Raw genomic sequence first — 14,310 nt, 5'->3', positions numbered from 1 at the left:
AGGAACGGCGATGCAGGTGATTCGGCTGCTGCAAACAACGTTGATTTTGCTTAATCGCAAAAAAGTTACTGCTAACGAGCTGGCAGAACGATTCCAAGTGACGCCGCGGACAGTCTATCGAGATATTGATGCCTTGAGCTTGGCCGGTGTACCGGTCTATTCGATCAAGGGACGCAACGGCGGGATTTTTTTGGATGAATCTTTTCATGTAGATAATACGTTGATGGAAGAGGAACAGGATGACCTGCTTTTAGCCTTGCATTTACTGCAATCGATCGGTTTGGCTGATACCGAAGAGCTAATGGAGAAGCTGGGAAGTGTTTACGATTGGAGCAATTGGCTTTCGGTGGACTTGAGTCAAGAAGGCTCGGTTCACAGTGAGACCTTTGCGAAATTGAAGCACGCCTTATTTAATGAGCAGGAAATTCAATTTACCTATTACACTGAATACGGTCAGACCCGCTTGATTCGGGCAGCGCCAAAACGTATTTTGTATAAATATCAAACCTGGTATTTGTTAGCCTATCATTTTTCTAAAGACGCTTGGGAGGTTTATCCTTTACGAAGGGTAAAACAAGTGGTTTTTGGGCCTAGGCTCGTATCTCCACTACCGCCAGAAGAATTAGACTTTCCCAAAATTACGGTTAAGCTGCGCTTCAGTAAACGGATTGCCTACAAACGTTACGATGAATTTTCCGAGCTTGTGTTGGTGGATAATCCTGATAGCAGCTTCGAAACAACGATGGATTTTGCCATTTTCGATGATTTATACCGCTTTTTGCTGCCACTGGGTAAAAATGTCCAGATTCTAGAGCCGCAATGGGTAAAGGAGAAGGTCGTAGCATATACACAGTCTTTTTTAGAAAATCAACTTTAATATGACAGGTTCTGGCACTTTGATCCGTTATGATTAAGCAAAAGGAGGCGCTAGCTATGACATTTGAACAAATTGCTAAACCGGATCAATGGATTGTCTCACAAACCTTTACGGTACGAGTTGAGGAAATCCCCAAAATTATCGGCCCCACCTTCATGAAATTAGGTGGTTTGTTGCAGGAAGAAGAAATAAGAATTCTAAGTACACCATTTGTCTCTTATAAGAATATGGAGGACGAAGGAAAGCTTGATGAAAATGCGATTGAGATGGAGGTTGGGTTTCCAATTGCGGAAAAAGTAGAAGTTCCTAGTGAAGTAGATTGCTATTACTTGCCATCTTATCAAGCTTTATCTGCACTGTATGTTGGCCGCTATGAAGATATGACTGGGATCTACTTGGAGATGCTTCAGGAAATCAAAAACATCGGCGGGAAATTTTTAGGGATTTCCTACGAATATTATTTGAGCGATGAAGAGATTCCGCCGGAAAAACAGGAAACAATTTTAGAATTAGTGTATGAATCTAAGTAAAAATAGAACAGTGACAACTTTCGTTGGTTAACAATAAAGACAAGAAATTTTGGTTTTACAGCAAAATTTCTTGTCTTTAAATTTGTTCTTCCGTGTTTAGGATTTCTAGTTAACCATTGGTGGAGTTCCTTCGGCATTGCCAACAATCGCATCCATTTGAATCAACGCGCCTTTTGGCAGCTCGCTGACACCGACGACGCGACGGGCAGGCGTACCTTCTGGGAAAAATGTCCGATATACTTCGTCTACCGCAGTCATATCTGACATGTTTTTCACAAAAATATTGACCTTCACTACATCTTCCATTACATGGTCGACGCTCTCGATTACGGCTTTGATATTCTTTAAACATTGCTCTGCTTGTGCTTTTACATCATCAGCAACGATCTCATTAGTAGCTGGTGCAATCGGTAATTGCGCCGAAAGATTATTATAATGAGAAAAGGCGACGGTTTGTGTGCCCAATGAACATTTCCAAGCAGCAGAAGTATTGTTCGCTTCAAGGATTAATCCGTGACGATCCTCTACGGCTTGCGGCGGCGTGCCGTCGCCATAAGACACCACGGCTTCAATCTGCACATCTGCCCCTAGCGGCAAATCTTTAACTGCCACGACAGTCCGTGCCGGAAGATAACCCACCGTTCTTGCGATTCCAGAGTCAGGGAAAAACGTACGATAGGCATCGTTAACCGCTTTCATTTCGCTCAAATTTTTAACAAAAATAGTTGTTTTAACGATATCATCCAATGGAACATCAACACTTGTTAAAATTGCTTTGATATTTTTTAAGCATTGTACAGTCTGTACCTTGATATCACCGGCTACCATTCGACCAGTTTGTGGATCAATCGGTAATTGTGCGGACAGGTTTGTGTAGTGAGAAAAAGCGACAATTTGACTAGATAAAGCACAATGAGGTGCTGTCTCAGTGTGATTGGTCAGCTTAATTAAATCACCTGCCTGTGGTGCTTCTGGAATCGTTCCTTCACCATTTGAGAGCAAGGCTTCTACTTGAATCAGTGCATCCATCGGCAAAGAGTCGACTGCAACGACTGTTTTTGTTGGAAAATAGTTTGTAAAATACGTTTGGTATACTTCGTCCGCAGCATCTAAATCGCGAAAATCCTTGATAAAGATCGTCAATCGTACGACATCGTTCATAACATGATCGATACTTTCGACGATGGCTGCCACATTTTTAAAAGCTTGCTCAGCTTGTGCTTTGAAGCCGCCATCAACTAATTTTCCAGTTTGCGGGTCAATCGGCAATTGTGCTGCAAAATTATTGTAATGGGAAAAAGCGACAGTCTGTGAACTTAACTCATCCATTGGTGCATTTTTTGTGTTTCTTGCTAAAACTACGTTGTCTTTACTCATAATTACTTCCTTTCTGGATCTGTGATGTGTGGATGAGCCCTCAGTGTAGCCGTGCCTAGGGTCAATCCTAAAAACCTTAATAGAATAGGCATGATGAATCAAATTCTCTTTTTTAATACAAGGGCTCCTTTCATTTAACCACCATTATAAATAGCCTCTTTACCATAGTAAAACGAATGATTATAATACATCCATAAGCAATTCTAATGGAGGATAAAAAATGATCTCAAAATACAGTGTGTTTTGCCAAGTGATCGAAACTGGGAGTTTTACAAAGGCCGCGCAAAAATTAGGCTATTCTCAAAGTGCGGTCAGTCAGATTATCAAATCGTTGGAACGGGAATTAGGCACCCTTCTGGTTAATCGAGGAAAAGACGGTATCCTCTTGACGAGCGACGGAGAACAATTTTTTCCCTATTTGCAAGCGATCGAAGTTGCTGAAAAACAGTTGGCAAAAAAGCAGCGGGAGCTGCATGGCTTAGAAGCCAGTACAATCCGTATTGGTGCATTTAACAGTGTCAGTAAAAATTTCCTGCCACAGCTGATGGGAATGTTCAAGCAGGAGTATCCGCAGGTCAGCTTTGAGCTTTTTCAAGGAGAGTCCTCCAGTATTGGCAGCTGGATCAAGAATGATCAGGTTGATTTCGGGTTTTTAAATCACCATAGTGTCGAAGGGGTAGAGACACAGCCGATTTATCACGATGAGATGTTGGCGGTTTTGCCTAAGGATCACCCATTATCTGCTGAAAATAAAATTAGTTTAAAGCAGCTGGCACAGGAGACCTTTATCCTTTTAGACGAAGGAGAGTTTAGCGTTGCATTGAAGTCCTTTTCTCAAAAACAGCTTGAACCCAACATTCAGTACACAATCTATGATGACTCTGCAATTCTGGAGATGATCCAGCGGCGTATGGGGGTGTCAATTATGTATAGTTTGACATTGGCTGGCTTGCAGGATAAGGTAGCGATTCTTGAGATCACAGAACAACCAGAGCGAACGGTTGCTCTTGGCTGGCGCAACTGGCAAACGATGTCTCTGGCTTCACGCCGATTCGCAGAATTTATTTTAGAGAATATATCCAAGCTTCAGCCAGAGGGAATTCATGGAGTAAGATTTGTGGAGCGATAGGTTGCGAAGGAAGCGATCATTCTCCGAAAAATAAGCTGGATCATCATAAAAGGACAATGCCTGTTTTTACGATGATCCAGCTTCATTCGAAAGTTTCTTACTAATGAGAGCGATACAAAGTGCAGCTATAGCTGCGAAGGCTAGTTATTCTACGCTTATACAACTGTAGCTCTGCTTCAATCAAGTCCCCCAAAAAAGCGTCAGGATTAATCAGTTAGCACATTTTTTGCTACTAAATGAGGAAATTTTTCTAACAGCAGTTGAATTAGATAATACCGCTCCTGTAGATTGACTGAAAGCTGCAGCAAATCCTCCATCGGTTTCAATGCTTCCTGCAGCAAGACATCCAGAGCACGTCCTTGCGTTTTTACCCAGTCCTCATCCTCTGGCGTAATGGCCAGCGGCTGCTCCTTGAAAAGAATTCGTTCCAGTAAACACCCTGTATGAATAAACAGCTTAGTCAGAAGATTGTTGCTGAAGTTTTCCTCCAGCTGTTTTTCCAGCTCTTCGATAAAATGCATCAGCATAGGTGTAATCTTGTTGGCTGACAAGTACATCAGATATTTATCTAAGGTTTCTTGACACAGCTGCAGAACTAAACTTTGAGTCGCTTTCTCGATGGAATGTTCCTTCTGTGCTGGGGCTCGTTCTTCTCCTAAAAGATACAGCAGCTGATTCAGCCCTTGTCCCATTAAAATATCATTCAAGGAGAGGAACGGCGAGGTTAGATTCTTGGGTTCAATACTGCCGATGACACTAACCACTTCTTTGTCCTGAGAAGTGGAACGAATTAATTGACCAACTTCCTGCTGGGTTCCGTTCAATGGAATGATCTGTACATCATAAATGTGGTTCTCACGCAAAAAGTCGCCGATGATTTTTTCCAGAAACAGGGCTACCCCTTCGCCAGAAGAGCAGACCGTATAAATGACCCGATTCATCCGAATCGACAGGTACTCCTTGATTTTCCGCTGCAGCTTGTCGTTTTGCAGTTCGGACATTTTGGCGATATCTGCGACAATGTGTTCTGCAGTTCGCGAAGTGAACAGGACCTTTCGGACACTTTCCAGAATAATCAAAATATCTGTTGTTTCCATTACATAGAAATTCTGATCCTCTGATTGCTTGATTTGCTTGTCCAGCTGAATCAAGGAACCCATATCCACAAAGAGAATCCACGAGTGAGTGGAAGGGAAGCTTTTGACCACCTTTTCAATCTCTACCACTGTTTCAGTTGGACTCATTGTCAAAGGCATATCTAATCCTAAAACAATATCCGTATTCAACAAATGGTTGATCGTATTGGCCAAGCTAGTAGCGGTAGCTTCACCATGGGCCACCACTAAAAAACGAATCTCCTGGTTTTGCCGTCCTTCAATCAACGTATGAATGATGGTAGCTAAAACGGTCAGCTCATTGGTATCACAGACGATATTGAAGCGTTTCTCAATGATTTCAACCATTTTTTTGGCGGTTTTAACTGCCTGATCGGATAAATGAATTTCATCCTCAGGGAACACTGTATTCACTCGTTTACCATTGGACTGCTGAATATTTCGGATAAACAACGCCAAAGACAAATAAATATTTTCCTCAAAATTCAGCTTATATTCCTCGACTAAAAGCTCTGCCAGCACTGCTGATATCTCTTGGGTCAGAGGATCGAACAATACTGAGTAGCTGTCTTCGTATAAGGTGTTTTTACTAATTTCCAAGGTATATTCATGGAACAACTGCTCTAAATCAACACTGCCTTTAGAGGTCAGTAGCTGATTCAAATAGTAATTAACAAAATCATGTTCAATGACTAGTTGGTCAGAAGGTTTTTCCTTCGGAGTAGGATAAATCACCAGCTTATCCGTTGGCAGCAGCTTTTCTACTAGGTTTCTTTTTTCTTGGGATAAGGCTTCCTTGCGCTGCACAATGTACGTTGGCAGCATTTTACTAGTGACATGAACCCGGGAAGAATTATTTTGCCGAGTTTCTAAATAAGCCCGGGCAATTGTCAATTGCAGATCGCTGCGCAGCTGGCCTAAGTTGCCCTTTGCTGGGTAACAGCTCAGCAGGAACAAAGCATTGCGAGAAAATTCCACCGGAGAATGCAGCTTTTCCGCTTCCTGTCGACTGTAAAATTCAAGCAATTCCAAACGTTCCTTGGCTCCCCGTTCTTCCAGATTCGGCAACCAAATTGTCGCGGGAATTCGTCTTAAAAAGGTAGTTAACAAGTGGTTGCTGACGGTTTCGGTGGTTGCACCAATGATCAATACCTTGGAGGTTCGTTCATTGGTCGTTTCTCCCATCCGGCGATAGGTGTGCTGATCCATGAAATGAAACAGCATCTCCTGTCCCTCTGGAGGCAACCGATGAATCTCGTCTAAAAACAACACCCCGCCATCTGCAGCCTCAATCAATCCCGCCCGTTCCTCATCCGCACCGGTGTAAGCACCTTTGCGGGTACCAAATAGCATACTCATTAAAAACTGAGGATTGGTAGCATAATCGGCACAATTGAAACGAATGAAGGCACTATCCTCTTTAAACACGCCCTCGGTTTGTCCATAGTGATACATCACTTCCGCAAATAGGCTCTTACCGGTACCAGATTCTCCCAGCAAAAGGGTATGCAGCCCAAAAGGTGGATACAGAATCGAGGCCTTCGCTGACTGAATAATTGGGGATAAGCTGCCAGCGGCCCCAATCAATGAACGGAAGGGGTCGCCTTGATCGTTTGCTTGGACTGGAGCCTCCAGTAATTCGGCCGCCGACTGGAACAATAGATCCTTGGACTGGATTTTTCCACCCAGCAGGACAGCGATTTGTTCCGCATCCAAATAGCGTACGGGCTTGCCTTTAATTTTGATCAGTTTCAATTCCCTATGAAGCTGATTTAAATCCTGAGAAACGTTGTTCCGCAAGATATCTGTTTGCTCCGCCAGATCCACCGAAGTAATTCCGACTTTTTTATCCGATAAATCACTGCGCTGAATGTTTTTCGTATATTCTTTTACAAGCGTATGAATTTTATTGATCCGTTTCATTATTTCCTCCTATCCGTATTCATAAATCGTGTTATCCGTCTTATTTTTTTCATTCTAACGGAAAGCGTATTGATTATCAATCAGCTACCGGCTTTTTTTATCATCTGAGTCGAGGGAATACGGTTCTTAATCCGTATTGGCACGGCACTTGCTTTATAGTAAAGCGAAGAGGAGGGATCAGCTGTGAAGGAAGTTGCAGTCGTATTAATGAGTCATGGTTATTATGCGCAGGAGGCACTAAAAAGCGCTGAAATGATTATTGGAGAATTAGATAATGTCGCCACTATCGCGGTGACACCGGAGAAAGATTTGGATGCTGTAGTAAGTGAATTACAGGAAGTATTAGAAACGGTGGATGATTCAAATGGGGTGCTGTTGCTTTCTGATATTTTAGGTGGAACCCCAAGCAATGTTGCTGGAACAATCGTTATGACAAAGGAAAATGTTTTAGGCATTACCGGCTTCAATCTGCCAATGCTGCTGGAATTATTTGTGAATCGACAAAAGACATTGGAAGAAATCAAGGAGATTCTTTGTCAGTCGCATCAAAACAGCTTCAACGTATTGAACGATATTTTATCACGAAAGGAAGACGAAGAAGATGAGTATACAATTAGTTAGAATTGATGATCGCTTGATTCATGGTCAGGTAGTGACAGGTTGGGTGAATGAATATGGAATTGAACAGATTATTATTGTGAATGATAAGTTAGTAAACGACTCGGTTCAAAAATCCGTTTTGATGATGACCGCACCAGCCAATGTAAAGGTTCATGTATTTGGAGTAAGCCAATTCAATACCATTGTTAAGAAAAATCCAATCAAAAAGAAAACCATGCTGCTGTTCAGCAATCCGATTGATGTTCAGGATGTTCACCAAAACGGCTTGTCATTAGAATCAGTCAACGTCGGTGGTATTCGATACAACGAAGAACGCAACAACCGCCTGTCAAAAGCAGTATCAGTGACAGATCAGGAAAAAGCTGCTTTGGATGCGATGATTGCAGATGGGGTAGATGTATTTATTCAAATGGTACCAAAAGACAAAAAAGAAACATTAAGCTAAGGGGGAAATGGGATGTTACAATCGGCTATTCTTGTTGCAATCTGGGCTGGGATTTGTTCCTTGGATGATAAGGGGCCACAGTTTGGGTTGCGCAGACCGTTGCCATGTGGGGCAGTTGTAGGGTTATTATTAGGAGATTTAGGCCAAGGCTTAGTAATTGGTGCAACACTTGAGTTAATGTGGATGGGCGTCGGAAACGTTGGGGCATACAGTTCACCGGATGTAGTGTCGGGTGCAGTTGTAGGAACAGCTATGGGAATCCTGACTGGCGGGGGCGTAGCTGCCGGAGTCACCATCGCGGTTCCAGCCTCAATTCTTTGTCAGCAATTATTAGTTTTATGGAATACCGCTGCCAGCTTTATTATTCACCAAGCCGATCGAGCAGCTGAAAATGGCGACTTCGGTAAAATCAAGTTTATTCAATATGAAGGAGTACCATTTCTCTTCTTGATCCGTGCAGTGCCAGTATTTATGGCAATCTATTTAGGATCAGACACAGTCGAAAATATTTTGAATGCTTTACCAGAATCAATTATTAATGGATTGAGTACCGCCTCCAGCATGATTCCAGCAGTTGGGATTGCTATGCTGTTGACTATGATGTTAAAAGGCCGGATGTGGGTTTTCGTTTTGCTAGGCTTTACGCTAGTTGCTTATTTGGATCTACCACTTTTAGCTGTTTCTTTCATCGGAATTGCGGCAGCTGCGGTCTATGATTTGGCAGCCAATCAGAAAAATAGTGCTCCAGAAGAACAAACGGTTAATCAAGTATCAGAGGATGAGGAAGGGAGCTATGATCTCTAATGATGGAAGAAAGTAAAATTACTAAAAGAGAATTGAATAAAGCCTTTTGGCGAACAAATGTTGGTTCGATTTCTTTTGGCTATGAGCGTATGCAGACATTAGGGATGCTTTACAGCATTCTTCCCAGCTTAGAAAAGCTCTATCCTGAAGAGGATAGTGAAGGTAGAAAACGGGCAATGAAACGGCATTTGGAATTCTTCAACGGCATGACTACTATGAATGGCTTAATCGCAGGTGTAGTAATTGCCATGGAAGAGAAAACCAGTGAGGATGAGAAGGAATCAGTTATTGCCTTGAAAACAGGAATGATGGGACCATTAGCCGGTTTAGGGGACAGTTTAATGAAGTTCACTTGGCTGCCAATCTGTGGCAGTATCGGTGCTTCCTTAGCCTTGGAGAAAAATGCTTTAGGTCCGATTTTGATGCTGGTAATGTTTGCCTCAGTCAACATTTTGATGCGCTATTATGGTGTTCACTATGGTTATAAAAAAGGTATTGACTTGCTGACTACGGGCGGTAGTGCTATGATTCAACGAATTTCTACGATGGCAAATGTTTTAGGTTGTACTGTCGTAGGCGGTTTGCTGGTGAATACAGTTAAAATGAGTGTCGGTATCAGTTATAAAATTGGTGAAAATGAAATTGTTGTTCAGGAAATGCTGGATAAAATCATGCCGAACCTTTTACCAATGCTTTTAACAGTGGGCTTTATCCTAGCCTTGAAAAAGACTAAAGGGAAACATGCCGTTTCTTTCATCGTTGGCACCTTGGTCTTTGGTGTGCTGCTTTCAGTATTAGGAATTCTTGCATAAAATTGGAGGACGATCAGTGATAAAACAACCATATACCTTACCAGATATTGATTTTTATCGGGAAGGCGACCAGTGTGAAGTAACCTTTTTGAATCCTGACCAGCAAGCTTGTCAGCTGCTAGTGGGTAAATCACCCGAAGAAGTAACGCAAGTATTAACGGAAACATCGTCAGCTTCATTTTCTTTTGAATTAAAGAAGGAACAGGGGCCTTATTATTACCAAATAGAAGGAGCCGTGAATAGTCCGATCTTTGGTGAACGATTGCTGCCTTTAACGGGTGCAATTAATGTTCGAGACATGGGTGGTTACCGTACTAAAGATGGCCAACAGGTGAAATGGGGGCTGTTGTACCGTGGCGATCAGCTGAGTCAATTGACGGAAGCCGACATTACTTACCTGAAACGAATAAATTTCCATAGTATTATTGATTTCCGCAACGACCAGGAAAGGGAGTTGAATCCTAATTATTCCTTTGCCAGTGTCAAAAACTATTACAAGTGTGATCCTAATTCAACTGTTTCCGAAGCGGCTGGGGCAGTCGTCAGCTTTGAAGAAGAAAATAAATTGATTGTTAAGAATTTAGAGAATGGCGCGGTACCACCAGAGGAATTAAATGGTTCTGGCATTATTTTCCATAAAAATTATCGTGAATTTGTGACTTCTGATCATGCTAAGGAGTCTTTTCGGGAGATGCTGAAGGCATTGCTGAAGGAAGAAAATTTGCCAGCCTTTATGCATTGTCGCGGTGGTAAGGATCGAACTGGTTTTGGTGCTGCGTTAATTTTAGCCATTATTGGTGTTGAACGTGAAGAGATTATCAAGGATTATTTGATTACTCAAGATGTTCGAGAAGAACGTACCAAATTCAAGATGGCACAATATGCCAAGTATACAGATAATCAGGATGTCTTAGATTATTTAGAAGCGATGATCGATACTCGAAGAGATTATTTAGAATCTAGCTTCGCAACAATTGATGAGAAGTATGATTCAGTGGAAGACTACGTAAAATCAGCACTGGGAATTACTTCAGAAGAAGTTCAAGCATTGAAAAACCTGTATTTAACCGCATAAAAAAGCCGATGACTAAGCAAATAGCTTGGTCATTTTTTTAGCTTCTTTCAGCACAAATGTGAATTACAATTAAATAAATTGCAAAAAGTTGTTGACAACGTTTTCTTAAGAGGCTAGAATACAAAGTGTAACAAACGTTAAATGTAAATCACAAATGTGTAAAAGAGGTGCGAAAATGGATTGGCTAGAAATAGAAGGTAAAACAGTGATTGTAACAGGCGGATCTTCAGGGATTGGGGCAGCAATTGTCAAGACGTTGTGTGAGTTAGGTGTACAGGTGGTTAATGCCGATCTGCGAGAAGGCAGCTTCCAGCACGAAAATCTTCTGTTTAGCACCACAAATGTGACAGATCCTGAATCCGTCCAGCAAACTGTTGAAAAGACAGTAGCAACCTTTGGTAAAATCGATGGCTTGGTTAATAATGCCGGTATTAACATTCCAGCATTGTTAGTAGATGAGAAACAAACCGAAGCTGGAAAATTTGAAATCAACGAGGCGATCTTCAGCAAAATGATCGACATCAATCAAAAAGGTGTTTATTTAATGGGACAGGCTGTTGGACGAGAACTGGTCAAACAAGGCACAGGTGTAATAATCAATATGTCCTCCGAGTGCGGCTTAGAAGGTTCCGAAGGTCAAAGCGTTTATGCAGCAACGAAAGCCGCTGTGAACAGCTTTACACGATCATGGGCCAAAGAGCTAGGTAAAAAAGGAGTTCGTGTGGTGGGAATCGCTCCAGGAATCATGGAAGAAACGGGACTGCGAACGATTGAATATGAAACAGCGTTGGCTTATACGCGGGGCATTACTGTTGAACAACTTCGAGCAGGGTATACCAACACCAAAACAATTCCCTTGGGACGCGATGGAAAATTAACTGAAGTGGCTGACTTAGTGGCCTATTTCCTTTCTGATCGCTCAGGCTATGTAGATGGTGTAACCGTAAATGTAGCTGGCGGCAAAACGAGAGGCTAGGTGAAGAAGATGAACAAAGTAATTTTAGTGGCTCATGGCCAACTAGCTCATGAGATGAAACGCTCGGCCGAAATGATTTTCGGTGAGCTCTCGGATTTCCAGTCAGTGGAATTTTTGAAGGAGGAAGGCTTGGACTCAATCCAGCAGAAAATCAGCCAAGCTATGACAGATGAAACAGCCGATTATTTAGTTTTAGCTGATTTATTTTGTGGGACTCCTTACAATGCAAGTTGTGCAGTTGCCATGAAAAATACGCAACAGACTATTGAAGTTGTTTCAGGAATGTCTCTGCCATTAGTATTAGAGGCAGCTAGTATGCTTCAAGGAAATAATTTATCTAGCATTGTGAAACATATTACAAGTGTTGCTGGCGATACAGTCAAATCTTTTAGCGAACAATTAATTGAAGAAGAGGAGGATTTCTAAATGCAAATCAAGTTAGCACGTATTGATGACCGATTGATTCATGGACAGGTGGCAACTGTTTGGGCCAAAGAGGCTGGTGCGGAACGAATCATCGTAGTTAGTGAAGAGGTAGCCAATGATGAGGTACGTCGTACACTGGTAAAACAAGCGGCACCTCCAGGAATCAAAGCCAATATCGTCAATGTCGAAAAAGCAGTCAAGGTTTACAACAATCCTAAATATGCCGATGAAACAGTCTTTTATCTGTTTACCAATCCAGGAGAAGTACAGGCAATGGTGGAGAGTGGCGTGCCTATTCAATCAATTAACATTGGCGGTATGCACTTTAAGAATGGCCGGACTCAGGTAACGAAGGCTGTCTCAATCGATCAAAAGGATGCAGTGGCGTTTAGAAAGCTGACTGAAATGGGTGTGGAGTTGGATTTACGCGTCGTAGCGACCGATGCAAAAGGTGACTTTGAAGCGAAATTAAAAGAAGCTGGTTTTTAAAGAGAGGGGTTAAGTACCAATGGAATTATCAATGATTCAAATTGTTCTTATTTTTCTTTTTTCATGTATTTGCGGGATGGGCAGTGTATTAGATGAATTTCAAACCCATCGTCCATTGATTGCCTGTACCGTAGTAGGGTTAATCTTAGGCGACGTAACTACAGGAATTATTCTAGGCGGAACCTTAGAACTGATTGCATTAGGCTGGATGAACATTGGGGCAGCTCAATCTCCAGACTCAGCTTTGGCCAGCGTCATTTCAACGATTCTCGTTATAGTTGGTCATCAGGATATCCAAGCAGGGATTGCGATTGCCTTGCCAGTTGCGGCAGCCGGACAAGTTTTGACGGTCTTTGCTCGAACGATTACGGTGGCCTTCCAGCATGCAGCGGATCGTGAGGCTGAGAAAGCGAACTTTAACAAGATTATCTTTATACACTTTAGTGCCTTGTTCGTTCAGGCTTTGCGGGTAGCTATTCCGGCAACAATTGTCGCAGCTTTTGTTAGTGCTGAAATGGTAACAAACATGTTGAATATGATTCCAGACGTTGTAACTGGTGGTTTGGCAGTGGCGGGTGGCTTTATCGTAGTAGTCGGTTATGCGATGGTCTTGAACATGATGAGCGTAAAATATCTGATGCCATTTTTCTTCTTAGGCTTTGTTTTAGGCGGATACTTGGATTTCAGTTTATTATCCTTCGGGATTGTCGGATTAATCATTGCGTTAATCTATGTACAATTGAATCCGAATTTTAAAAAGCAGGAAGCTGCTGGCGGAATGGTAGCAGCAGTAGCCGGCGGCGATTTAGCAGACGATGAACTAGAGGACTAGGAGGAGTTAACGATATGGAAACTACGGTAACAGAAACTAAAGCGCCCGTGCAGTCAAAAATTACTAAGCAGGACTTAATGCGTACGTTCTTTTTTTCAAACTTTCAACAGGCATCCTTTAATTACGAACGAATTCATGCCTTAGCATTTTGTGTGGACATGATTCCAACAATTAAAAGAGTTTATCATACAAAAGAAGAACAAGCTGAAGCACTGAAACGCAACATGACATTCTTCAATGTAACACCAGCGGTTTGTGGACCGGTTATTGGTGTGACCATGGCGATGGAGGAAGCAAAAGCCTCTGGGGCAGATATTGACGAAGGAACCATCAACAGCTTAAAGATCGGATTAATGGGACCACTTTGTGGCGTAGGTGATCCACTAGTTTGGGGAACCTTACGTCCGATAACCGCAGCGATGGGTGCGTCCCTGGCATTAAGTGGCAATATTCTTGGACCACTATTGTTTTTCTTTGCTTTTAATGCGGTGCGGATCTCCATGAAATGGTTTGGATTAACTTACGGCTTCAGAAAAGGAATGGATATTGTTTCGGATCTGTCAGGCAACTTGCTGCAAAAATTAACCGAGGGTGCCACAATCTTAGGCTTATTCATTATGGGCGTACTGGTTACCAAGTGGACCACTATTAATATACCGCTGGTTGTTTCCAGAACTGCGGGTGCCGATGGTCAAGAAGTTATTACAACGGTGCAAAATGTATTGGATGATTTAGTTCCAGGTCTTTTAGCACTAGGCTTAACACTATTAATGATGCGCTTATTGAAGAAAAAAGTCAGCCCCATTGTATTGATCTTTGTCTTGTTTGCGGTGGGGATTATCGGCTACGGATTAGGAATTTTAGCGTAAATATTGGAGG

15 protein-coding genes are annotated in these 14,310 nt (G+C 42.2%); 13 read left to right on the top strand and 2 right to left on the bottom strand.

Features of this window, described 5'->3' with window-relative positions; all coding sequences use genetic code 11:
- Positions 1-10 precede the first annotated feature (10 nt).
- On the top strand, positions 11-877 hold the full coding sequence (locus IGI46_RS02025; protein ID WP_429972698.1) for a helix-turn-helix transcriptional regulator: 867 nt from the start codon (positions 11-13) through the stop codon (positions 875-877).
- A gap of 56 nt (positions 878-933) precedes the next feature.
- The gene (locus tag IGI46_RS02020; protein ID WP_429964629.1) at positions 934-1,407 is read left to right on the top strand and encodes a GyrI-like domain-containing protein; all 474 of its coding nucleotides are present in this window, start codon (positions 934-936) and stop codon (positions 1,405-1,407) included.
- A gap of 105 nt (positions 1,408-1,512) precedes the next feature.
- Here IGI46_RS02020 and IGI46_RS02015 read toward each other — a convergent pair whose 3' ends face one another.
- Positions 1,513-2,784, bottom strand: a complete 1,272-nt coding sequence (locus IGI46_RS02015; RefSeq protein ID WP_429972697.1) for a Rid family hydrolase — start codon at positions 2,782-2,784, stop codon at positions 1,513-1,515.
- 220 nt (positions 2,785-3,004) lie between these two features.
- Here IGI46_RS02015 and IGI46_RS02010 point away from each other — a divergent pair, with 220 nt between their 5' ends.
- Positions 3,005-3,913, top strand: a complete 909-nt coding sequence (locus tag IGI46_RS02010) for a LysR family transcriptional regulator (protein ID WP_429964627.1) — start codon at positions 3,005-3,007, stop codon at positions 3,911-3,913.
- Between the two features lie 206 nt (positions 3,914-4,119).
- Here the strand turns inward: IGI46_RS02010 and IGI46_RS02005 are convergent, their stop codons facing one another.
- Complete coding sequence (locus tag IGI46_RS02005) at positions 4,120-6,951, bottom strand: sigma 54-interacting transcriptional regulator (RefSeq protein ID WP_429972696.1); 2,832 nt, start codon at positions 6,949-6,951, stop codon at positions 4,120-4,122.
- Positions 6,952-7,134: 183 nt separating this feature from the next.
- On the opposite strand from IGI46_RS02005, the gene IGI46_RS02000 reads away from it, so the two are divergent.
- The 10 genes from IGI46_RS02000 to IGI46_RS01955 all read left to right on the top strand — a co-directional run bounded on the left by IGI46_RS02000 (position 7,135) and on the right by IGI46_RS01955 (position 14,300).
- Positions 7,135-7,572 (top strand): PTS sugar transporter subunit IIA, encoded by a 438-nt coding sequence (locus tag IGI46_RS02000; protein WP_429964625.1) that lies wholly within the window; start codon positions 7,135-7,137, stop codon positions 7,570-7,572.
- Entirely contained in the window at positions 7,553-8,017 is a 465-nt protein-coding gene (locus IGI46_RS01995; protein ID WP_429964624.1) for a PTS system mannose/fructose/N-acetylgalactosamine-transporter subunit IIB, read from the top strand. The genes IGI46_RS02000 and IGI46_RS01995 overlap by 20 nt, the downstream gene beginning before the upstream one ends.
- A gap of 12 nt (positions 8,018-8,029) precedes the next feature.
- Positions 8,030-8,821 carry a PTS mannose/fructose/sorbose/N-acetylgalactosamine transporter subunit IIC gene (locus IGI46_RS01990; RefSeq protein WP_207700794.1) on the top strand — a complete coding sequence of 264 codons (792 nt, stop codon included), beginning with the start codon at positions 8,030-8,032 and terminating at the stop codon, positions 8,819-8,821.
- Entirely contained in the window at positions 8,821-9,633 is an 813-nt protein-coding gene (locus IGI46_RS01985; RefSeq protein WP_207700793.1) for a PTS system mannose/fructose/sorbose family transporter subunit IID, read from the top strand. Before IGI46_RS01990 ends, IGI46_RS01985 begins: the two co-directional genes overlap by 1 nt.
- 16 nt (positions 9,634-9,649) lie before the next feature.
- Positions 9,650-10,708 carry a tyrosine-protein phosphatase gene (locus IGI46_RS01980; RefSeq protein ID WP_429964623.1) on the top strand — a complete coding sequence of 353 codons (1,059 nt, stop codon included), beginning with the start codon at positions 9,650-9,652 and terminating at the stop codon, positions 10,706-10,708.
- A 175-nt stretch (positions 10,709-10,883) separates the two neighbouring features.
- Positions 10,884-11,684: an SDR family oxidoreductase gene (locus IGI46_RS01975; protein WP_429964622.1), complete on the top strand. Its 801-nt coding sequence runs from the start codon at positions 10,884-10,886 to the stop codon at positions 11,682-11,684.
- A 9-nt stretch (positions 11,685-11,693) separates the two neighbouring features.
- Positions 11,694-12,110: a PTS sugar transporter subunit IIA gene (locus IGI46_RS01970; protein ID WP_207700790.1), complete on the top strand. Its 417-nt coding sequence runs from the start codon at positions 11,694-11,696 to the stop codon at positions 12,108-12,110.
- Entirely contained in the window at positions 12,111-12,599 is a 489-nt protein-coding gene (locus tag IGI46_RS01965) for a mannose/fructose/sorbose PTS transporter subunit IIB (RefSeq protein ID WP_429964621.1), read from the top strand.
- 19 nt (positions 12,600-12,618) lie between these two features.
- Complete coding sequence (locus IGI46_RS01960) at positions 12,619-13,431, top strand: PTS mannose/fructose/sorbose transporter subunit IIC (protein WP_207700788.1); 813 nt, start codon at positions 12,619-12,621, stop codon at positions 13,429-13,431.
- 14 nt (positions 13,432-13,445) lie between these two features.
- Positions 13,446-14,300, top strand: coding sequence for a mannose/fructose/sorbose PTS transporter subunit IID (locus IGI46_RS01955; protein ID WP_429964620.1), 855 nt, complete (start codon positions 13,446-13,448; stop codon positions 14,298-14,300).
- Positions 14,301-14,310: the final 10 nt, after the last annotated feature.

Origin of the sequence: Enterococcus sp. AZ163, from assembly GCF_050498925.1 — a bacterium.
GTDB lineage: Bacteria > Bacillota > Bacilli > Lactobacillales > Enterococcaceae > Enterococcus_A > Enterococcus_A ferrettii.
Note: the sequence above shows the minus strand (reverse complement) of the source record. Positions and strands in the feature narration are given on the sequence as shown.